Source organism: Phyllobacterium sp. UNC302MFCol5.2, assembly GCF_000686005.1.
Lineage (GTDB): Bacteria > Pseudomonadota > Alphaproteobacteria > Rhizobiales > Rhizobiaceae > Phyllobacterium > Phyllobacterium pellucidum.
On the sequence record NZ_JMLL01000012.1, the window covers coordinates 318,744 to 342,485 of the forward strand.

General features: G+C 58.9%; 12 protein-coding genes. 4 read left to right on the forward strand and 8 right to left on the reverse strand.

The genetic code is table 11. The annotated features are described in order from the left end of the window. The first annotated feature begins 68 nt into the window (after positions 1-68). A complete protein-coding gene (locus BR48_RS0116305) occupies positions 69-893 on the forward strand; it encodes a helix-turn-helix transcriptional regulator (protein ID WP_027232296.1) in 825 nt (274 codons plus the stop codon). On the opposite strand, the gene metH is transcribed toward BR48_RS0116305, so the two are convergent. From metH to BR48_RS0116345, 8 genes are all read right to left on the reverse strand, one after another. Continuing rightward, positions 878-4,666 carry a methionine synthase gene (gene metH, locus BR48_RS0116310; RefSeq protein ID WP_036814673.1) on the reverse strand — a complete coding sequence of 1,263 codons (3,789 nt, stop codon included), beginning with the start codon at positions 4,664-4,666 and terminating at the stop codon, positions 878-880. The two genes, BR48_RS0116305 and metH, sit on opposite strands and share 16 nt — an antisense overlap. Before the next feature lie 174 nt (positions 4,667-4,840). After that, entirely contained in the window at positions 4,841-5,050 is a 210-nt protein-coding gene (locus BR48_RS0116315; RefSeq protein ID WP_027232298.1) for a hemin uptake protein HemP, read from the reverse strand. A gap of 194 nt (positions 5,051-5,244) precedes the next feature. Beyond that, complete coding sequence (locus tag BR48_RS0116320) at positions 5,245-6,189, reverse strand: substrate-binding domain-containing protein (RefSeq protein ID WP_027232299.1); 945 nt, start codon at positions 6,187-6,189, stop codon at positions 5,245-5,247. Between the two features lie 111 nt (positions 6,190-6,300). After that, complete coding sequence (locus BR48_RS0116325; RefSeq protein ID WP_027232300.1) at positions 6,301-7,314, reverse strand: ABC transporter permease; 1,014 nt, start codon at positions 7,312-7,314, stop codon at positions 6,301-6,303. Further along, complete coding sequence (locus tag BR48_RS0116330; protein ID WP_027232301.1) at positions 7,311-8,864, reverse strand: sugar ABC transporter ATP-binding protein; 1,554 nt, start codon at positions 8,862-8,864, stop codon at positions 7,311-7,313. The genes BR48_RS0116325 and BR48_RS0116330 overlap by 4 nt, the downstream gene beginning before the upstream one ends. 34 nt (positions 8,865-8,898) lie before the next feature. Beyond that, positions 8,899-10,071, reverse strand: coding sequence for a Gfo/Idh/MocA family oxidoreductase (locus BR48_RS0116335; protein ID WP_027232302.1), 1,173 nt, complete (start codon positions 10,069-10,071; stop codon positions 8,899-8,901). Positions 10,072-10,081: 10 nt separating this feature from the next. Beyond that, positions 10,082-11,137, reverse strand: coding sequence for a sugar phosphate isomerase/epimerase (locus BR48_RS0116340; RefSeq protein ID WP_027232303.1), 1,056 nt, complete (start codon positions 11,135-11,137; stop codon positions 10,082-10,084). 26 nt (positions 11,138-11,163) lie between these two features. After that, on the reverse strand, positions 11,164-12,180 hold the full coding sequence (locus BR48_RS0116345) for a LacI family DNA-binding transcriptional regulator (RefSeq protein WP_036814676.1): 1,017 nt from the start codon (positions 12,178-12,180) through the stop codon (positions 11,164-11,166). 822 nt (positions 12,181-13,002) lie between these two features. On the opposite strand from BR48_RS0116345, the gene BR48_RS0116350 reads away from it, so the two are divergent. The 3 genes from BR48_RS0116350 to BR48_RS26465 all read left to right on the forward strand — a co-directional run bounded on the left by BR48_RS0116350 (position 13,003) and on the right by BR48_RS26465 (position 23,550). After that, on the forward strand, positions 13,003-13,473 hold the full coding sequence (locus tag BR48_RS0116350; protein WP_027232305.1) for a hypothetical protein: 471 nt from the start codon (positions 13,003-13,005) through the stop codon (positions 13,471-13,473). A 284-nt stretch (positions 13,474-13,757) separates the two neighbouring features. Beyond that, on the forward strand, positions 13,758-14,096 hold the full coding sequence (locus tag BR48_RS26245; protein WP_155810901.1) for a hypothetical protein: 339 nt from the start codon (positions 13,758-13,760) through the stop codon (positions 14,094-14,096). Positions 14,097-14,616: 520 nt separating this feature from the next. Next, a complete protein-coding gene (locus BR48_RS26465; protein WP_051615073.1) occupies positions 14,617-23,550 on the forward strand; it encodes a peroxidase family protein in 8,934 nt (2,977 codons plus the stop codon). The last annotated feature ends 192 nt before the right edge of the window (positions 23,551-23,742 follow it).

Consider the following 23,742-nt stretch of genomic DNA (forward strand, 5'->3'; position numbering starts at 1 on the left):
CTGATATATCGGTTGCCATCAACCTGCTTTCGTGGTTTGGTCCAATTCTTTCGCAAGTGGGCCAAAACATGCGTTACCAAACCTTCGTTGCGCGTAATGCCGCCGGGTTGGAGCTCGAACAGTTGCACAGGTTGCGGCTGCAATGGCTGGAGCAGGCCGAGGGTGATGTTTTCGCGCTGGCCACGCTTTATCCGTCAGGCCACCACATTCCCGACCACCACCATATCCAGGCGCAATTGCTCCACGCAATTTCCGGCGTCGCGATGGTGACCACGAAATTCGGCCGCTGGATGGTGCCTCCGCACCACGCGCTGTGGCTGCCGGCCGGCGTCGAACACGCGGTGGACATGCTTGGCGATGTTTCGATGCATTCGATTTATGTGCGACCGGATGCCGTGGCGGGATTGAAGGATCACCTGCACGTCGTCGGCCTGACACCGCTGATGGACAATCTCATTCGCGAAGCAGTCGCCGTTGCGCCCGAGAGGCAGGCGGAGGAACGCACGATGTTCGTCATGGGACTGTTGTTGCATGAGATTCCGAACCTTGAGGAGCGCCCACTTGGCCTGCCGTTTCCCGAGGATCGGCGGCTTGCCATGCTCTGTCGGGGTTTCCTGAAAGATCCCTCACCGCACACCAATATCGACAATTGGGCGGACCGGCTCGGCATGAGCCGGCGCACGTTTACCCGTATGTTCCGCCGCGAAACAGGATTAAGCCTCTCGACGTGGCGTCAGCAGGCCTGTCTGCTCGCGGCCCTGCCCCGCCTCACCGAGGGCGAACCTGTGACCAGCGTCGCACTCGATCTCGGCTACAGCGTTCCTGCCTTCACAACCATGTTCAAACGCATGCTGGGCGCCCCGCCGCGCCATTATCTTCACTCCGCCGCCTGAACGCGGGGGCCCGGAACATAGTTGAGGATCGGACCCAGCCAACGCTCAACCTCTTCAACCGGCATGGATTTGCGGTTCGCATAGTCAGCCACCTGGTCGCGCTCCACCTTGGCAACGCCGAAATAATAGGATTCCGGGTGAGCGATATAGATGCCCGACACGGATGAGCCCGGCCACATCGCAAAGCTTTCCGTCAGCCGCACGCCAATCTTGTCTTCCGCGTCAAGCAGACGGAACAGCGTATCCTTTTCTGTGTGGTCCGGCTGCGCCGGATAGCCGGGAGCGGGACGGATGCCGCGATAGGGCTCGCCGATAAGTTCATCCGCCGCAAATGTCTCTTCCGGCGCATAGCCCCAGAATTCCTTGCGGACGCGCTCGTGCATGAGTTCGGCAAAGGCTTCGGCAAAGCGATCGGCGAGCGCTTTGACGAGGATCGAGGAATAATCATCATTCGCCCGCTCGAACCGTTCGGCGATGGCGATTTCCTCAATGCCTGCCGTGACGACGAAGCCACCGACATAGTCTTGTGCACCGCTTGACACCGGCGCGACAAAATCAGCAAGAGCGAGATTCGGCCGGCCATCGCGTTTTGAAAGCTGCTGGCGCAGCGTGAACAGCGTTGCGATCTCCTTATCGCGGACGTTGTCGGCAAAGAGGCGAATGTCATCCCCGACGGACCCTGCGGGCCAGAACCCGATGACGGCCTTTGGATTGAACCATTTCTCATCGATGATCTTTGTCAGCATCGCCTGCGCATCCGCAAAGAGCTGGCGCGCCGCTTCGCCTTGTGCCTCGTCCTGCAAGATAGCCGGGTAGCGACCCTTTAGCTCCCAGGTCTGGAAGAAAGGCGTCCAATCGATGTAACGGGCAATTTCCGCAAGATCGTAATTTTCGAAAACGCGAGTGCCCGTAAATTGCGGCTCGGGCGGTACATAGGACGACCAGTCAACCTTATGAGCGTTGCCGCGGGCCTTCTCTAGGCTCAACCTTTGCTTGTCGGCTTCGTTGCGGGCATGCACTTCCGCAACTTTCTCATATTCCGCGCGGATCGTATCGACAAAGCCGGGCTTGGCATCCATCGACAGAAGGTTCGAAACGACACCCACCGCCCGGCTTGCATCGGTCACATATACGGTCTGGCCATTACTGTAGCGCGGATTGATCTTGACCGCCGTATGCACACGGCTCGTGGTTGCGCCTCCGATCAGCAGCGGAACTTCGAAGCCCTCGCGCTCGAGTTCAGACGCAACATGGACCATCTCGTCGAGCGAGGGCGTGATAAGGCCCGAAAGGCCGATAATATCGACATTCTCGTCGCGCGCTGTCTGCAAAATCTTCGTTGACGGCACCATGACCCCGAGATCGATGATCTCGTAATTGTTGCAGGCGAGGACAACGCCGACAATGTTCTTGCCGATGTCGTGGACATCGCCCTTGACGGTCGCCATCAGCACTTTGCCGGCACTTTCGCGTTTTCCCGATCCGCCATTGGCAAGCTTCTCTGCCTCCATGTAGGGCAGCAGCACGGCGACGGCCTGCTTCATGACGCGGGCGGATTTCACTACCTGCGGCAGGAACATCTTGCCGGAACCAAACAGGTCGCCGACAACGTTCATGCCGGCCATCAGCGGTCCCTCGATGACGTGAAGCGGGCGCTCGGCCCGTGCGCGCGCTTCTTCAGTGTCGGCTTCGATGAATTCGGTTATGCCATTGACGAGCGCGTGTTCCAGCCGCTTTTCGACGCTCCATTCGCGCCAGGCGAGATCGCGCTCGCGTGCTTCCCTGCCGGCCGAGCCCTTGTAGCGCTCGGCAAGGTCGAGCAGGCGTTCGGTGGCATCGTCCCGCCGGTTGAGAACCACATCCTCGCAGGCGTCGCGCAATTCCGGATCGATCGATTCGTAAACCGCCAATTGTCCGGCGTTGACGATACCCATGTCCATGCCGGCCTGAATGGCATGGTAGAGGAAAACGGCGTGCATCGCTTCGCGCACCGGTTCATTCCCACGGAACGAGAAGGAAAGATTGGAAACGCCGCCGGAAATATGAGCGTGCGGCAAGGTCTGCGTGATCTGCCGTGTGGCTTCGATGAAAGCGACGCCATAACCGTTGTGTTCTTCGATGCCGGTGGCGACCGCGAAAATATTCGGGTCGAACACGATATCCTCGGGCGCGAAACCAGCCTCACGTGTCAGGAGTTCGTAGGCGCGCGTACAAATCTCCACCTTGCGCTTGAGCGTATCGGCCTGGCCCTCGGTATCGAACGCCATGACGACGACAGCCGCCCCATAGGCGCGAACCTTCCTTGCATGAGCGATGAAGGCGTCTTCACCTTCCTTCATTGAGATCGAATTAACGAGCGGCTTGCCTTGGACACATTTGAGCCCGGCTTCGATCACGTCCCATATCGACGAATCGATCATTACCGGCACGCGTGCGATGTCGGGTTCGGCGGCGATCAGATTGAGGAAGTCGACCATGGCCTTCTCGCTGTCGATCAGTCCCTCGTCCATGTTGATGTCGATGATCTGCGCGCCATTTGCGACCTGGTCGCGCGCAACATCGAGCGCCGCCGGCAGATCGCCTGCGGTAATCAGCTTCCGGAACTTCGCCGAGCCGGTAATATTGGTGCGTTCGCCAACATTGACGAAGGCGATATCCTTGGTCAGCGTGAATGGCTCCAGGCCGGATAGCCGCATATGGGTTTCGGTCTCGGGAATGGCGCGCGGCCGGTATTTGCCGACCGCTTCGGCAATGGCTCTTATGTGTTCCGGAGTCGAGCCACAGCAGCCGCCGACAATATTCAGCAGGCCGTCCTTGGCGAACTCTTCGAGCTGCGCCGCCATCGCTTCAGGACTCTCGTCATATTGACCGAATTCATTCGGGAGCCCTGCATTGGGATAGGCGCACACGAACGTATCGGCAACTGCCGCGATCTCGGCCAGATGGTCGCGCATGGCGCTCGCCCCGAGCGCACAATTGAGACCGATAGTGAAGGGCTTGGCATGACGTACGGAGTACCAGAAGGCGGTCGGCGTCTGTCCCGACAGGGTGCGTCCGGAAAGATCTGTGATGGTCCCGGAGATCATGACCGGCAGGGTGATTGTCTTTTCCTCGAAAACTTCCTGCGTCGCGAAGATGGCAGCCTTGGCATTCAGCGTGTCGAAGATCGTCTCGATGAGGATGATGTCGGCGCCACCGTCGATCAATCCCCTCACCTGTTCGGCATAGGCCGCTCGCAGGGTATCGAACGTCACCGCGCGGTAGCCCGGGTTGTTCACGTCAGGCGATATCGATGCCGTGCGGTTCGTCGGTCCGAGCGCGCCCGCAACGAAGCGGCGCTTGCCGTCCTTCTGCTCCGCCTTCAGCGCGGCGCGGCGCGCAAGCCGGGCGCCATCGCGATTGAGCTCATAGACCACGTCCTCCATGCTGTAGTCGGCCTGGGCGATCGTGGTCGAGGAAAAGGTATTGGTCTCGAGTATGTCGGCGCCGGCCATGGCGTAGGCGTAGTGGATGTCTTCAATCGCCTGCGGTTCGGTCAAGATGAGAAGATCGTTGTTGCCCTGGAGGTGGCAGGCGCAATCGGCGAAGCGCTCGCCGCGAAAGTTTTCCTCCTTCAGGCCGAGGCCCTGGATCTGCGTCCCCATGGCGCCGTCAAGGATAAGGATTCGCTCTTTTGCTGCCTGCGTCAGCGCTGCAAAAACCTCGGAACCGTCGCGGGGTGCCGCTTCCGGGCCGAGCAATTTTTCGCCAATGGTTCCAGATGCAATACCCATGACTCGAAATGCCTCATAATGATTTTTAGAGAGGCGCCACGGTCACATAAAGATATCTTTATGTCAACAAGTCAGTTCTAATGGCGGCAAAAAATGTCGCAACGCCGCGCAGGCGCGCACCATCCTGCCGACGCGGCCCTCGCGATGCTCGTCCAAGACATAGGAATCGCTCGGTTACTTGTTGAGAATGAGTTTGCCCTGGCGCGTGATCTTCAACCGATACAAGGAGCCGCCATGTTCGATACCAACTTCCTTATTGCCTTTGAAAAGCACTTCACTACCTAGAACGCGGAATTCAGGCGCTGATGGCTGGACAGGCGCGGCAGGCCGCGAGACAGGATTTGGAAGGCGGACCTGAAGGTCGATGATCTGGCGGCGGGACATTTTGAGCCTCTCGTTGAACGGCAACCCGCGTCGGTCGCCGTTCAATAAACTTGATAACTATACTCATATTTAATCCGAACACTCAGATCAAGTCAATCAGTCGAAAGTCAGACAACATCGCTGGACCCGGATTTCAGTCAAAAAGAAAGGCCCTTGCGGGCCTTTCGATCGCAAGCTGGACAGACCAGCCTTAATCAGAACGGTGAATCCGGGAAGTAGAATTCCTTGGCGTTGTCCTTGGTCACAAGGGTTGCGTCGAGGATGTACTTGCCGCGCACCGGAACCTGATCGTAGAAGTTCGCAACCGTCAGTTCCATCGCCGTTGCAACCATTGATGGTGGGTAGAGAACGTTGATCGGGGTCATCTTGTCGCCGTCGGCAACGCGCTTGATCATGTCCTTCATGCCGGCGCCGCCGATGACCATCTTGATGTCGGTGCGCTTGGCCTGATCGATGGCTTCGAGCACGCCAACCGCCATGTCATCGTCCTGGCACCATACGGCGTCGATCTTCGGGAACTTGGTCAGATAGTCCTGCATGATCTTGAAGGCATCATCGCGCGACCAGTTGCCGAACTGCTTGTCGAGAACCTTGATCCCGCTGCCGGCAATCGCATCGTCGAAACCCTTCTGGCGCTCTTCATCGATGACGATCGGCAGGCCGCGGATGACAACGACATCGCCGGTCTTCAACGTATCCTTCAGGTATTCACCCGCGACGCGGCCGAGCTCCGGATTGTTGCCGGCAACGTAAAGATCCTGGATCGTCGGATCGGAAAGAGCGCGGTCAACGACCGTCACGAAGACGCCCTTTTCCTTTACCGCGCGGATCGGATCGGTCAGTTCGTCCGAATTGTGCGGCAGGGTTACGAGCGCGTCGATGCCTTGTGTGGTCAGGTCTTCGAGCGCGTTTGCCTGCGCAGCACCGTCCGGCGAAGTCTTGATGGTGATCTTCAGGCCTGGGTGAGCGGCTTCTAGAAGCTTGGCGGCCCGTTCTGCATGATAGACGACGCCGCCGGTCCAGCCGTGGTCGGCCGCAGGTATAGAGACGGCGATATTGACCTTCTTGTCCTGCGCGTAGGCGAAGGTCATCGTCGAAGCGAGCGCCGCTCCAACAAGACCGATCAATAGTTTACGCATTTGTCTTCTCCCAATTTTCTGCTCGGGCCTTGATTGCGGCGCGGTGGGTGGCCCTGTTCCCCCGTCCGGTCTCGTTGCGGTGGCCCTGCCACCGGTTTGCCTCTGCCAGCGTCACGCCTTCTTCTTCTGCAGCGTGCGCTGCACCAGCATGGCGATGATGATGATCGTGCCCTGCACCGCACCGATCAGGTATTCACTGACAATGTTGGAGAGCACCATGATGTTGCCGACGACTTCCAGCATGAAGGCGCCGCAGATCGTTCCCCAGATGCGGCCGACGCCGCCGCGCAGCGCCGTACCGCCGATGACGACGGCAGTGATCGCCTGCAATTCCCACAGCATGCCCGTTGTCGTCGTCGCTGCGCCGAGACGCGGCACGTAGACGACGACCGCGATGGCGACGCAAATGCCCTGAAGAATATAGGTCATGGCGCGTACGCGGTTGACATGAATGCCCGAATAGCGCGCGACGTCTTCGTTCGAGCCAACAGCAATCACGTGGCGGCCAAAGGACGTCTTATAGAGAATGAAGGCGCCAAGAACGCCGACGATGATAATGATCCAGACCGGTATCGGCAGGCCGAGAAACACGCCGGTGTAGACGGGCCGGAACATGTTGCGCATCGCGATCGATTTCATGGCGATCGAGCCGCCATCCGCCAGCCACACGGTCACGGAACGAAAGATCGCCATGGTGCCAAGCGTTACGATGAAGGGCTCGATCTTGCCGATGGTGATGACAGCACCATTGAGCAGACCCGCCAGCGCACCGACGCCGATGGCAACAACGACGCCTGCCGCAAGCATCGCCATGTCGCCATCGACCGCACCTGAATTCAGGAACAGGATCATGATGCCGGCGACGAGCGCCGCCATCGAGCCGACCGAAAGATCGAGCCCGCCCGCGGAAATCACGAAAGTCGCGCCAACGGCAATGATGGCGATGAATGACGAGCGCGTTAAGACATTGAGCAAGTTGTCGATCGAAAGGAAGTTCGGGTTGACGAGCGCGCCGAGGACGAACAGCGCCGCCAACGCCAGGAATGGCGCAACCGCCGTCTTGTCGAGATCCGCCAGTTTGCGGCCAAAACCGCGTGTGTCGGTGATTACCTTGGTGTCGCTCATGCGTTCCCCGCACTGTAAAGCTCTGCTTCGTTGATCTTGACGCCGGTGGCGTAGACGACGATTTCGTCTTCCGTCATCGCGTCGCCGGTAACCTCGCCGACAATGCGTGATGAACGCATGACGAGAATGCGGTGGCAGATGCCGATGAGTTCCTGCATTTCGGAGGATATGACGACGACGGATTTTCCTGCCTTCGCGAGATCGGCAATGAACCTGTAAATCTGTTCCTTGGTGCCGATGTCGATGCCACGCGTCGGTTCGTCGATGATGACGATGCTCGGCTCGAGCAGCATCATCTTGGCAAGGAGCAGTTTCTGCTGGTTGCCGCCTGAAAGCTGTCCAGCAAGGAGGTCGCGGCGGCGCGCCCTGATGTCGAAATCAGCGATTGCCTTGTCGAGACTCTTGTCCTCGCGCTTGCGCTCGATGAGCGGCCCGTTGGTAAATTTGCCGAGCGTCGCCAACGTCAGGTTGGTGCGCAGGTCTTGGGCCAGCAAGAGGCCTTTGCCCTTGCGATCTTCACTCAGGTATACGATGCCCGCTGACATGCTGTCGCGCACGCTGTGAAACTTGACCGGCTTGCCATTGAGTTTGACCTCGCCATGGGCAGTGCGCAGGCCGACTAGACCCTCGAACAATTCCGTGCGCCCGGCGCCGATCAGGCCTGCGAAGCCGAGGATTTCACCCTTGCGCAAGACAAAGCTCGCATCGCTGGCATAGCCCGGCACGTCAAAATTCTTTACCTCGAGAACGTTTTGCCGCGTCGCAGTATCCTCGCGTTCGGGATAGAGCTTCGACATGTCGCGCCCGACCATGAGGCGCGCCATGTCGACTGGCTGCAGTTCGGCCGCATGGCGGGTTGCAATCAGCTTGCCGTCGCGCAACACGGTGATCCGGTCGGCGATTGCCGCGACTTCCGGCAGGCGATGCGAGATATAGAGCACGGCGACGCCCTTGTCGCGCAGATCGCGGATGACCTTGAGCAGGGCTTCCGTCTCGAAGGGCGTCAGCGAGGCAGTGGGTTCGTCGAAGATGACGACACGATGCGGCACCTGCAGGGCGCGCGCGATCTGGACCAACTGGCGGCGGGCAATCGATAGCCGCGCAATCTGCGTCGTCGGCTCAATTTCTGCACCGAGGCTGCGCACCGCTTCTGCGGACTGACGGTTCATTTCGCGGTCGTTGACCATCAGACCGCGCTTCAGTTCCCGGCCCATGAAGATGTTCTGGGCAACCGTCAAATCCGGCGCGAGCAAAATCTCCTGGTGGACGAGCACGAGGCCGCGGTGTTCTGCATCTACGGGACCGTTGAATATGACGGGCTCTCCGTCAATCGCCACCGCTCCACGCGTCGGCGAAAGGTGGCCGCTCAGGAGCTTCATCAGGGTCGACTTGCCAGCACCATTCTCGCCGATGATGGCATGCACCTCGCCCGGCATGACCGACAGGGTTATATCGGTCAGGACCTCGACCGGGCCGAATGCCTTGGCTATGCCACGCGCCTCGAGGACGGGGAGCGAAGTGCTGGTCTCTCCTGTGGGTGCCACGCTCATGATTGGCACCTCCCTCTGTCCTGCCGATTGCCCATCACACCTTCGTCCAGACGCCGCCGGCTTTCGACGATTTCACCGCGGCTTCGATGAATTCCATGCCTATGAGACCATCTTCCACGGTTGGGAATACTACATCCTTTGGCGCCTTCTTGCCGGTGCGCGCAGCGATGATGGCCTGCGCCGCCTCGCTGTAAATATTGGCGAAACCTTCCAGATAGCCTTCAGGATGGCCGCTTGGCACGCGCGTCAGGCGCGCCGCCTCGGGCGAAGCCCCCGCCCCGCCCCGGGTCAGCAACTGCTTGGGCTTGCCGAATGGCGTGTACCAGAGATAGTTCGGGTCGGCCTGGGTCCATTCGAGACCGCCCTTGGTGCCGTAGACGCGCAGCTTGAGCCCGTTTTCGTTGCCGGGCGCCACCTGGCTTGCCCAGATCATGCCCTTTGCTCCACCGTCAAAGCGGAGCAGGATTTGCACGTCATCGTCGAGCACCCTGCCCTCGCCGAAACTGGTCAACTCGGCACATAGCTGCTTGAGCTTCAGCCCCGAAACGAAACAGGCAAGATTATACGCGTGCGTGCCGATATCGCCGATGGCTCCGCCAGCACCCGAGCGTTTCGGATCGACGCGCCATTCGGCCTGCTTGGAACCCGTGGCCTCGGTCTTTTCGGTCATCCAGTCCTGCGGATACTCAGCTTGCACCACGCGCAGGTCGCCGAGCAGACCCTTTGCCACCATGGCCCGCGCCTGTCGGATCATCGGGTACCCGGTGTAATTGTGGGTGAGGATGAACAGCTTGCCGCTCTTGCCGGCAAGCGAGACCAGTTCCTTGGCTTCCTTCACCGTCGTCGTCAGCGGCTTGTCGCAGATGACATGAATGCCGGCCTTCAGGAATGCCTTGGCGGCTGGCGCGTGCATGTGGTTGGGCGTGACGATGGAAACCGCCTCGATGCCGTCCGGCCGCTTGGCCTCCTGCTTGGCCATATCCTCGAAGGAGGTGTAGGCACGCTCCTCGGCGATGCCGATCTCGCGTGCCGACGCCTTGGCTCGTTCCGGATCGGACGACAGCGCGCCGGCGACCAGCTCATATTGATCGTCGATACGCAAGGCGATGCGGTGCACCGCCCCTATGAAGGCGCCTTGCCCGCCGCCGACCATGCCGATGCGAATGCGGCGTGACGCCGGCTTTTCCTTCGATGCTCCGATGACCATCTCGTTCCCCTTACTTCAAGCCAAGTATGCGACGATTTGCGGCCTCATCGGTGCCGGCTCCGGCAAAGTCGTCGAACGCGCGTTCGGTCACACGGATGAGATGCGCATTTATGAACTCGGCGCCCTCGCGCGCACCGTCCTCGGGGTGCTTCAGCGCGCATTCCCATTCCAGAACAGCCCAGCCATCAAAATCATGGGTGGTCAATTTCGAGAACACCGCGCCAAAATCCACCTGACCGTCGCCCAGCGAACGGAAGCGACCGGCGCGGTTGACCCATGATTGGAACCCGCCATAGACACCCTGGCGTCCCGTCGGATTGAACTCTGCATCCTTGACGTGGAACGCCTTGATCCGCTCGTGATAGATATCGATGTAGTCGAGATAGTCGAGCTGCTGCAGTACGAAATGCGAGGGATCGTAGAGCAGATTGGCACGCGTATGATTGTTCACGCGCTCCAGAAACATTTCGTAGCTTATGCCGTCATGGAGATCCTCCGAAGGATGAATTTCATAGGCGGCGTCGATACCCTGCTCGTCGAGATAGTTGAGGATGGGGGTCCAGCGTTTGGCAAGTTCATCGAACGCTGTTTCGACCAGACCGGCCGGACGCTGCGGAAACGGATAAATATACGGCCATGCAAGGGCGCCGGAGAAGGTCGGCATGGATTTCAGGCCGAGATGTTTTGACGCCCGCGCAGCGCGCTTCAATTGATCAACCGCCCATTCCTGACGCGCCTTGGGATTGCCATGCACTTCCGGTGCTGCAAATCCATCCATCATTTCGTCATAGGCGGGATGAACCGCCACGAGCTGCCCCTGAAGATGGGTGGCAAGCTCGGTGATGGTCAGGCCATGCGCCGACGCCGTACCGGCGAGTTCGTCGCAATAATCCTTGGAATCCGACGCTTTCTTCAGGTCGATCAAGCGCGCATCCCAAGCCGGAATCTGTACCCCTTTATAACCGAGGGATGCGGCCCATCCGCAGATGGCATCGAAGGAATTGAATGGCGCCGCATCGCCCGCGAACTGTGCGAGAAAAATGGCTGGTCCCTTGATCGTCTTCATGAATTCCTCCCTTAAGTCTCCTGCCGTCAGGGCATGTTGTCCCTGAGAAAAATATCGATGCGAATGTGCTCTTGCCCCGGAACGATGGGGCGTCCCTCGCGCAGCGCCGTCAGGATGCGTGCGGTGCTGCGCGCCATATGGCCTGCATCCTGGTTGATAAGCGCATCGACGGTGCCGCGCACCAGATGCCGCCGCGTCGAGGGCGTCAGTTCGTGGGCAACGAAAATCACGTCGGAGACGTGGCCGCTTGCCTCAAGCGCCTTGATCACGCCCGCCTGTCCGCCGCCGGCATTATAGATTGCGACAAGATCCGAATGGTCCTTCAAAAGCGCGCCTGCCGCCGCTTCGACGCGGGCGTTCTCGTCGCGGGCTTCGCGCACCGGCAATACTTCGAGGTTCGGGTACTCGCGTGAAATGATCTGCTCAAAGCCAAACTGGCGTTCGATGTGATCGCGCAGGGCGAGCGACCCCGCGATCATGCCGACCTTGCCCTTGCGCGGCCCGACAAAGCGGCCAATGAGCGAGGCTGCCGTGCGACCGGCAGCAAAATTGTCGATCCCGACATAGTGGGCGCGGCGGGAATTCGGAACGTCCGATACGAGTGTCAGTACAACGACCCCGGAATCGGCGAGCGCGTTGATCGCCTCGGTCACGGCCGGATGATCGAGCGCGACGACGGCGACGCCATCTATTCCGGAAGGAAGGCTTTCCAGCGCCGCTGCAACGGCGACGCCGTCAAAGGTATCGACATGCTCGATCGAAAGTCGCACGCGCTCCTGCAGCTGGCGCTCGCGTGTTGCGCGAAACTCGGCGGCGAGGCTTTGCATGAATTCGTTTTCGCCGGTCGGCAGAATGATGCGGAAGTCGTAGTCACGCACGCGTGCAAGGCGCGAGGCATGTGGGTCCGACAGGAAACCAAGCTGTTTTATGGCCGCATTGACGCGCTCGATGGTGCGTGCATGCACGCCCATCCTCCCGTTCACGACGCGATCAACCGTTGCGAGACTTACACCGGCTTCTCGGGCGACGTCTTCAAGCGTCATTTTCCCCACGAGAATTCTCCTCCGGCTAAAGTCTTAGATCAACCCATTGAGGTGTGCAACTCTTTTTGACTTGTTTTGATGGGCTGTTTGATGTGTCCACAGCGTTGCAGAATCAAATAATCAAATGACACATAGTATGGTCGAATCTCACCCAATGTGTGCCTCAAAAGACAGAACAGCGCGTCGTATCGCCTGATGAGCTAATAAATCGTTTTGGCGGATCAGATTGTTGCACCGGTGGTCATGGGCGGGGTTGCCACTCAGAAGTTAGCGCAAAGGTGAGCCACTTTGCCGTTCGGAGCGCCGCAGCCCGGATCGGTTCTTATCCGTGATACTAGAGTCGGAAGCCGTCAGGCATGCCGTCCGACATGCATCTGCGATTAATCACGCAGAAACTGGCAAAATATGATAGGGAATTAGAATTCCACCGGTGACATCGTAAAGATCATCGAAGCCAGCGCACGACCGAGAAATTCCTTAGCCGAAAGGTTTGCACTTCAGCGATGACTCACGGCTTAAGGGCGCTTCGTTCAACTCGCTGGAAGATGGGGCTTTTCTACGTCAGCGATGGCATTCACAGCCAGGTAGATCCAGTAGACCGACTTCACGGCCAGGCGCCAAATCGCCTGCAATCCGAAGAATCAATGCCGCGCACTGGTGCTTTGATCATGGGAAGTAATCGCAGCGGCCGCATGGGGTGCCAATTGACCCACACACGAGCGGATGCATACATCCAACAGATGCGGCATGAAATATCGTTGCGCCGGCGGCGATGTCGGACAATCGTTGAATGGTTTCCCAACTGATGACCGAGAGACTACAATGGCAAAACCCTCTTCGCGAGAAACCAGCGAACCAACGGGCGACTACATCATCTACGTAACAGAAGCATATAGCCTCAACTCAAATTGGATGCCGACCGCCCGCTATTATTCTGGGACCGTCTTGTTCGAGGCACAGAGCGGCAAAATACACTTCACTCATGTGAAACGCGCCACGCTGAAACGAAGAATGTTGCATTTCTGCATTCCTGACAATCCAACTGCCGACGCTAAAGCTCGGGCTGCCGAACACAAGCGCTATGTTCGCGCGTTGGAACTGTATCGGGAGTACTATAGGCGTACAGGGCAGCGTTACGAACTCGTTCGCGAGACGGACCGGTCTCTGCCCTATCTGCCCGAGGCTCAGCGCTCAAGCTTGCTCGATGAAGGCGCATTGTTGCCCGTCTGGAACGGGGCCGATCGCAGACAGTCCGCTGCTAGAATACTCGACGCGGAAGCGGACATTTGGTGATGAAACTCTTTGGCCACGGCAAGCGCGACGCGAAGGAGATCGCCGTGACAGCGGTCCAGCAAGATTTCTGGCATCGGGGTAGCAAGCTTAATTAGTGAAATTGATGGCTCGCATTGGCTTCAGTCTGCCCGGAGGGCGAAGACCGCTAGTACAATTCCGACGCATATCACCATCAGAGCAATGGCAATGAGGATTGGATGCTCCATAATGGGCATCGTTATCCGAAAACCGGTCGGTAGTCCACGCGAAGTCTGCTATTTTTGCATCCAAACGAGAAACGAACGATGAGCCAAAATGCAGAATTATTGGCGGAGATCGACAGACGGGCACAACCCGCGAAGGCTGCTGATCTCAATAACCGCCATGTGTCGAAAGAAGTGGAGGACATTCACACGCAGCTCCCACACCGCTGTGAGGAGTATATCAAGAGAAGCTCGAAGAAGCGTTGCGAAAGAACAGAATGGGGAGGAATCGCGAGTAAAAGCACCTTTCCGCTGTTCGCCGGATCAATGGGCGTCGGGCCTTTACATGACGCTCCGCCACACAGTGAAAAATATCTATGCCCCTGCCGGACAGGGCTTGATGTATCGGTTTCAAAATCTCACGAAGTTCGTTCCAAGTAATCATAGTGCCATAGATCAAGCATATTTCTGATCATTTCCGTGCATACTCATATACACAACTAATTATCATCCCCATTCGCCTGTGTTTACTGCGAGAGCTGCGGATAGACCGGATTCGGTTCGCCCTCTTGCCACTGGGTGATGACCAGCTCGGAATCGACAGGACGGACTTCCAGGATAAACAAGCCGGTCCGAATTACATCTCCCACCTTACGTTGGTCTAGGTTTCCGCCGCTTAGAGCGCCGCATTGGATCACTAGCTCGTGCCTTTAGTCCTAATTCTCTTGGGACCTAAGTGTTTTTAAAGTCGCAGGACCTTCAGAACTATCAAGCTGTCCTGCGCCTCGCCATCATCCGACCATCGAAACTCGTGCCAATCATGTTGACAATCCCGAGCGAATAGCAGGGGCGGTCAAGAAGAACCAGATCACGGGACAACGCAACAAGCGTCCGCATAAGCGGTGCGGTCAGAATACGCCATCATGGCGATTTCTGCAGGGGTTAAAGGGAGACTAACAAAATGGTAAACTATATCCGTTCCGATCTGGACTTCATTCTCGAGCAGATCAAGATCGCCGAAAAGCACGCCGCATACGTTGCCAATCCCAATGATCCGAACGCTGCGCCGCTCTTCGGTGTGGGCATTGCCGGCCAAGTTGGGTCCGTTCCAGCCTATACACTTAGCCTGGGGCTGCGGACCGTCGACGGTTCTTACAACAACCTGTTGCCAGGACAAGAAACGTGGGGCTCTGCAGACCTGCCGTTCCCGGAATTGCTTGATCCTGCATATCGCAATGCTGATGGCACCCTGTTCGATCCCGATGGTCCCGGGCCGGCTCCGGCGATGCCGACGTCCCCCAACTATAATCCGTCGAACAACCCCAATTCGCTGGTATTCGACTCCAGCCTGCGCACGATCTCCAACCTGATCGTTGATCAGACGCTCGGCAACCCCGCGGCTATCATCAAGGGTTTGCAGGTGGGCGGCTTAGTCGCCGCGGACCTTGCTAATGTGGCTCTCGTGCAGAATATTTATGCCGCCTACAAGCCTTTTGCTGATGCAGAATACCAGGCGCGCGTTGTCATGGAGAACGCAAAATCAGCTGCCAACGCCCTCAGCGACGGCGATCCGCTCACGCCGCCGAGTGCCGCCGAACAGGCGGCTCTCGATGCGCTGGCAACGGCGACGGCTGCGCACGATGTCACCGTAACCGATCTTGAAGCGGCGAGCGTCGTTCGCGATACCGCACTTGAGCCGTTCGGCATCGCCATGGATGGCGAGAACGTCCAGATCACCAACGTCTCGCCCGACGTCGGCCTGTCGGCTCCGTTCAATTCCTGGTTCACCCTATTCGGCCAGTTCTTCGATCACGGCCTTGACCTTGTAAACAAAGGCGGCAGTGGCACGGTGTTCATTCCGCTACAGCCCGATGACCCACTATACGTTGAGGGCAGTCACACCAACTTCATGGTGCTGACGCGCGCTACGGTGGGCCCTGGTGCCGATGGCGTTATGGGAACGGCCGACGACACGCGTCCAGTCAACACCACGACGCCTTTCGTCGATCAAAACCAGACCTATACTTCGCACGCCTCCCATCAGGTTTTCTTGCGTCAATACGCAATGGGCGCGGATGGCAAGCCGCACGCTACCGGCAACCTCATTGAAGGTGGTGGCGCGCAGCCGGGTGGTATGGCGACCTGGGCTGATGTCAAGGAACAAGCCAAGATGCTTGGCATTCTCCTGACCGACCAAGATGTTGGCGCTGTGCCTCTGCTGCGCACCGACGCTTATGGCAACTTCATCCCAAATGCCGCGGGCTTTGCCCAAATCATTACAGGCGTCGGGACCGATGGCATTCCCAATACTGCAGACGACATCGTTATCTCAGGCACGCTCGACGCGCCGGTGCCGCTGACGGGTGCAATTCGCATCAATGCGGCATTTCTGGCCGATATCGCCCATGACGCGGTTCCGAACGGCATTGCGGACGGCGACATCGAAATCGGCCTTCAGAACCCCGGCAACAACCCGGCCGTCTATGATAACGAATTGCTTGATGCGCACTTCATTGCTGGCGACGGCCGCGTGAACGAAAACATCGGTCTCACCGCCGTGCATCACATTTTCCACTCCGAACATAACCGGCTTGCCCAGCATACCAAGGAAGTGGTGCTCGCCAGCAAGGATATGGCATTTATCAATGAGTGGCTCGACGTCGACCTGACGCAGACGCAGGTCGATGCCATCCCGACGGACCCGATTGCTCTTGCAGCTTATGCCGACACCCTGACCTGGGATGGCGAACGCTTGTTTCAGGCCGCCAAGTTCGGCACGGAAATGCAGTACCAGCATACCGTGTTCGAGGATTTTGCCCGCAAGATTCAACCCAATATCGATTTCTTCGTGGTGCCTGACGGCTATCACGCCGACATCAACCCGGCCATCGTCGCCGAGTTCGCTCACGTGGTTTACCGCTTCGGCCATTCCATGCTGACCGAGCAGATCGACAGGCTCGATGCCTCGTTCACCAATGATCAGATCAGCCTTATTCAGGGTTTCCTCAATCCGATCGAGTTCGACTCAGGCCACACCATCGCCGACGGCATTGCTGCGGGCGACATCATCCGCGGCATGACGCGCCAGGTCGGCAATGAGATCGACGAGTTCGTCACCAGTGCGCTGCGCAACAACCTGCTCGGCCTGCCCCTCGACTTGGCAACCATCAATCTGGCGCGTGGCCGGGATACCGGCGTGCCCTCGCTGAACGCCGCTCGCCGCGATTTCTACGAGGCAAGCTCGCATGCGCCTGAACTCAAGCCCTACGATAGTTGGGTGGAGTTTGCCGGTAATCTCAAGAATGAAGCCTCCGTCATTAACTTCATGGCGGCTTATGGCCTCCATTCTTCCATCACCGGCGAAACGACGATCGAAGGCAAACGCGATGCCGCCATGCTGCTGATCTTCGGCGACATGGATATCGACGGCGATGGCATTGTCGACCTTGCGCCCGCTGACCGCCTGGATTTCCTCAACGGCACCGGCGCCTGGGCCAATGTCAACGGCATTACCACAACCGGTTTGGACAATATCGACCTGTGGATCGGCGGTCTCGCGGAAAAGATCCTGCCGTTTGGCGGCATGCTCGGTTCGACCTTCAACTTCGTGTTCGAAGTTCAGCTCGAACAACTTCAGGACGGCGACCGGTTCTACTACCTACAGCGCCTTGACGGCCTGCATCTGTTGTCTGAAATGGAAAATAACACTTTCGCCAAGATCATCAGCCTCAATGCCGACGCGGGCCACCTTCCTTCGGACGTGTTCTCAACCCCCGGCCTGATCCTGGAAGTAGACCGGACCAAGCAATGGAACCCCGGCCTCGGCGAAACCGCCGGCGCGGACGGCATACTGCTTGATGACCCGACCACGACGAATGTCGATGAATCTGCCGACAATCTCGGTAACGATCCGACTGGGGGCAGCATTTTGACCCCGCTGGTGATCCGCAACAATCCCGCCACCCCGGGTGCTGACACCAATTACCTGAAATATACCGGCACCGAACACGTTCTGCTTGGCGGCACCGATGGGGAAGATATCCTCATCGGCAGCGAAGGGGACGACACGCTGTATGCCGACGGTGGCAATGACCGGCTCGAAGGGGGCTCCGGTAACGACTCTTACTTCGGGGGCGACGGTGACGACATCATCAGCGATCTGTTCGGCGACGACATCATCCGCTCCGGCGCGGGGCACGATGCGATCAATGCCGGGGCTGGCGTCGATCTGATCGTCGGTGACGCGGGGCAGGACTTCATCATCCTGGGCGCCGACTTGCTCGACGAAGCCTTTGGCGGCGTCGGCAATGACTTCGTGCTCGGCAGCAAGACCACCGAGCAGACGCTGGGCGGAGAAGGCGACGACTGGATCGAGGTGGGAGCGTGGACCGGCGCGGTCGGCGACGATTTCGACGACCAGTTCCAAGCCGACGCGGTCAAGGGGCATGACGTGTTCCATGGCGACGGCGGCTTTGACGAGTTCATCGGCGAAGGCGGCGACGATATCTGGTTCGGCAGTCTCGGCCGTGGCAAGTTCGACGGCATGTCCGGCTATGACTGGACTACTTATGCCGACATGAACTTCCCTGTCGACGTCGATCTCGCGCGGCAGATCCTCCCCGGCGTACCGGTGCTTCCAGCCAATGTGGCGCTGGATACCTTTACCCAAGTGGAAGGTGCCTCGGGCTCCAAATTCGCCGACGTGATCCGCGGCACCGACGTGACCGCCGCAGATGTGCCGACCGAAGGCTTCCGTGGCAGTGCACTCGACGCCGAAGGCCTCGCCCTGATCGACGGGCTCCAGCAACTGCTGGTCGGCGCGGGCGCGACCTCGTTCGATGCCGAGGGCAGCTTCGTCGGCGGTAATATCTTGCTCGGCGGCGACGGCAGCGACCTCATCGAAGGCCGCGGCGGCGATGACATCATCGATGGCGACAAATGGCTGCGGGTGCGCATCGCTGTGATGTCCACCTTCGACGCCAATGGTCCGACCGGCAACACGGTGCTTAGTTACCATGACTCAATGAAGACGCTGGTTTCGCAGGTTATGTCCGGAACTATCAATCCCGGCCAGCTCAAGATCGTCCGCGATATAGTCTCGACCGGAGATGCCACGCCTGACGTCGACACTGCCGTCTATTCGGACCTGCGTGCCAGTTATTCGTTCTCGGCCAATGCCGACGGCACGCTGGTGGTTTCCCATACCGGTGGCACTGCGCTTGACGGCACCGACATGCTGCGCAATATCGAACGGTTGCAGTTCAGCGATGGCACTGCAATCAACGTCATCGTGGGCACGCCGTTCAGCGACAACGGCCTTCCTCCGCAGGGTACCGGGCCATTGAACCAGCCCGCGCTCGACGGCACGGCACAGGACGACTTGATCATTGGCCTCGCCGGTGCCGACGTCCTCAACGGCAACGCTGGCAACGACATCCTTGTTGGTGGTGCCAACGGTACGGCGGCGACGACGACGACGACGACGTTTGCCGACAACTTCGAGCAGGGCAACAACAACAACAACAACGGCAACGCGAACTTCGCGTCGAACTGGGTTGAGGCCAATGACTCTGGTGGCACGACCAGTGGCCAGATCCGGATTGACGACGGCAACAATGTTCTTCGCTTCTACGGCGGCACGCCGGCTAACGATTACAATGGTGCGCAGATCACGCGGACCATGAACCTCTCTACCGCCTCAACTGCCACCATCACGTACTCGGCTAATCCGGACGGTCTCGACGCCGGCGAAACCGTAACGGTCCAGTTCGCGGCCAATGGCACGAACTTCGTAAACCTTCAGACGATCAGTGGTGACGGCAACGCAACCAACTATACCCATACCGTCACCGGTCCATTTGCGGCAAACGCGGCAATCCGCTTCGTGACCACGGCGATCAACGCGAACGGCGAAGGAGTCAGCATCGACGGCCTTGCCATCAGCTACTCGACAGTTGCTCAAGTAGCCGGCGTGGATACCCTCAACGGCGGACTCGGGGACGACACCTACTCGTTCAGCCTCGGTGACGGCAACGACACCATTAACGAAGCGGTTAACGCATCCAGTGGTGGTACAGCGGATCGGATTTCGATCCTGGCGCCGACCACCGGCATCGATCCAGTGACTCTGTTGCCGATCATGACGATGACGGCGCTCAACGCCAATGACAGCAACACCGCGACGACCACCGGCGACCTGGTCATCAACTACGGACTGGCTGCGGGTAATTCGCAAACGATCACGGTGGCCGGCCATTTCAACGGTGCCAATGCTGAGACGGGTGTCGAACGCATCAACTTCAACGGGGCCACATACGAGGGCTACGCGCTGGGTGCCGAGGATTACCTGATCAACCGGGCGGACCCCAACAACACTACCCGCGTCGACCTGACCGGCTCGCTCGTCAACAATTTCGTGGCTGGCGAGAATGGCACCAATGACACCATCACCGGCGGCAGCGGCAATGACCTGATCTTCGGCGGCACCGGCAACAATACGCTGAACGGCGGACTTGGCGACGACCTTCTGGTTGGCGGCACTGGCACCGATACGCTGGATGGCGGCGCTGACCTCGACACCATGGTCGGCCTGGGCGGCAACGACACCTATATCGTCGATGATGTCGGCGATGTGGTGGTCGAAGCCCTCAATGCGGGCACCGACACGGTGGAAACCCTGCTGGCTGCACTCTCTATCGAACTGATGGCCAATGTCGAAAACCTGACCTATACCGGCGTCGATGCCGACCAGTTCGTCGGTACCGGCAATGCGGGCAATAACGTAATCAGCGGCGGCGATCTTGCCGATACGCTGAGCGGTCTGGCCGGCAACGACACGCTGCAAGGCGGGCTCGGAGCCGACACGATGACCGGCGGCGACGGCAGCGACGTCTACTTCGTGGACGAAGTTGGCGATGTGGTGACAGAGACCTCCGCGCTGGTGACGGACATCGATCGGGTGGAATCCGACGTGACCTTCGTGCTCGGGGCCAATATCGAAAACCTCGACCTCAACGGCGCCAATGCCGACATCAACGGTACGGGTAACGCTCTCAACAACATCATCAACGGCAATGACGGCATTAACCAGTTGTTCGGCGGTGGCGGTAACGATACCCTTGCCGGCAATGACGGCAATGACCTGCTCGACGGCGGCGAGGGTAATGACATCCTCAATGGCGGCGACGACAACGACACCATTATCGGTGGTGCCGGCAACGACACCATTGACGTGGGCAACGGTTTCAACACCATCGTCTATAACGCTGCCGGTTTCGGTGCGGATACGATTGCAAGCTTCGATGCAGCTGGCGGAACTCCCGCAACTCAGGACCGGATCGATCTCAGCGGGCTCGGGGTCACGGCGGCGAATTTTGCCCAACGTGTGTTCGAATCCACTTCTGGCGGTAACACGATCATTACAGTGCGTGAGAATGGAGCGGCCTCGGCGATCCAGGGCACGATCCAGATCAACGGCGTCACCAACGCCAATATCGATATCACGGACTTCACCCTGGCGGCAGCTGCACCTCCCGTGTTCGGCGTCGGCACTGCTGCCGCCAACACGATTACCGGCAACGCTGCTGCAAATACCATTAATGGCCTCGGGGGCAACGACACTTTGAGTGGTGCCGGCGGCGACGATGTCATCAACGGCGGCGAGGGTGCAGACGTCCTCAACGGCGGCGATGGCAACGACACGCTCAGTGGAGGAACAAATATTGCCGACGGCACCTATGCAGATACTTTCAGTGCCGTGGCTTACAACAACAATAACGGGACGCTCAACTTCGCTGGTAACTGGACAGAGACTGGCGACAACAACTCAGCGACGAATGGCGATATTTTTGTCACCAACAATCAACTGAGGTTTGCTGGAACGATCGACACCAATGATTTCATCCAGCGCTCGATCAATCTTACTGGAGCCACTGCACCGACCCTGTCCTTCAATTATCAGGGTAGCGCCACTGGCGAGACCATCGCTGTTGAAGCATTGAATGGCGGTACTTGGCAGTCTCTCGGGACGCTGGGAGGAGCAACCAGCGGCGCATTCGTCGCCGCACTTGATCCGGCCCACTCCGCTATTCGGTTCCGTACGACAAGCGGTTTTGATGCCGCCGAGACGTTCAATATCGACAATGTAACCGTAACTTTGGGTGCCAACAGCGGTGTCGACACCATCAACGGCGATGCCGGTGACGATACAATCATCTGGAACGCCAATGCGGCGGCTCCGTCCGACGGCCGTGACATCGTCAACGGTGGTACCGAAAACGCACTTGGCGATACGTTCACGATCAACGGCAACGCTAGCGCCGAAACATACCGCATCTACACACGGCTGGCAGCGACAGCCGCCGGCATAGCATCGGCGGCGACGGCCGAGATCGTCATCACACGTGCGGTTGGCGCCGGGCCTGCGGTAGTCATCGCTGAATTGGCGGAGATCGAGGAAATCCGCGTCAACGGCGCTGATCCTTCGGGTGCCACAGGAGCGGCCGGCGGGGACAACTTCGAGATCATCGGTGACTTCTCGGGTACTAGCCTGCGGCTCAACACCATCACCATCGATGGTGATGCAGGAGACGACAACATCGATATCACGTCACTCAGCTCGGCTCACCGCATTGTCTTCAAGTCCAATGGCGGTAATGACACTATCATCGGAACCCTGCGTCCGCAGGATGTGGTCGAGCTGCCAAATGGGGCCACCATTGCTGATTATGAGGTGACTATCGAAGACGGTGTCACAATAATGACCAGCGGTGAACATACGATCAAATTCACCGCCCCCGATGGGATGCCGCAGATTGGCAACGACCCGATCGACGATGAAGACGAAGACGACGAAGAAGAAACCGAACTCCCCGGCGGAAATGACGACGAGGAGGATGAGGACGAAGACGAAGACGACGACAGCGACGATCATCACAATGGCGGTGGCGGCTCCTGTGATGATGATGACGACGATGCTCCGGCACCGGGATCAGACTCGAGCGGAACTGGCGCGCCGGTCATAGGGACAGCCAATGCAGATGTTCTGCTTGGAACGATCAACGGCGAGAACATCATAGCGCTTGGCGGCAATGATACGGTCGTTGGCGGGGGTGGCGCCGATGTCATTCGCGGCGATGAGGGCGATGACTTCATCAGTGCGGAAGGCGGCGATGATATCGCTTTCGGCGGTGCGGGAAGCGACGACATCCTCGGCGGAGCGGGTAACGACATGCTCTACGGCGATGCTGGATCAGACCGCATCTTCGGCGATGCCGGCAATGATCTGATCGATGCCGGGTCCGGCAACGATACTGCGCATGGCGGAGAAGGTAACGACATGTTCGTTGCCGCATCCGGCGACGGCGACGACACCTACTACGGTGACGCCGGCAGCGATACGCTCGACATGGCTGCGATCACAGCGAACCTCACAGTCGACCTTGGAACGGGCTTTGCGGGCCGGGGAAGTGCATCGAGCAGTCAATCAGGCAACGACACACTGTGGAACGTCGAGAATGTCGTGACTGGTTCCGGCAACGATACGATCACTGCAAGCAGCGCCGTCAATGTCATCGACGGTGGCGCGGGCAATGACACCTTCCGCTTCCTCTCTGCAGGGGATGCAGACGGAGATACGATCGCCGGCTTCCAGCCCGGAGACAAGATCGATCTTGGTGGTATCGATGCCAATGGCGGCGCGGCCGGGAACCAGTCCTTCACGCTGGTTGCAGGCTCGACACTGAGCGGTGCCGCACAATTGGTTGTCACGCATGAAACCCGCGAGGACGGCGAATATACGATCGTCCAGGGCAGCGTCGATGGCGATAGCGGGGCAGAGTTGCGCTTGAGCATCAAGGGCAACCACGACCTGACCAACTCGGACTTCCATCTGTAGTCCGAGAACCGACGGCGAGCCGCAATAACCGGCTCGCCGCCCTATACAAATATAAAAAAGGGGGCTTGAAATGCGTACTAGACTTTATTCTACCAACCCTGCGGGCAGCACAGCTCGCTTTGATCCCTTCAAGCGCCGCACCGCTGGCGCCGCCGGCGCTTCGGACGCGCGCAGCCCGACAAGGACGCTGCA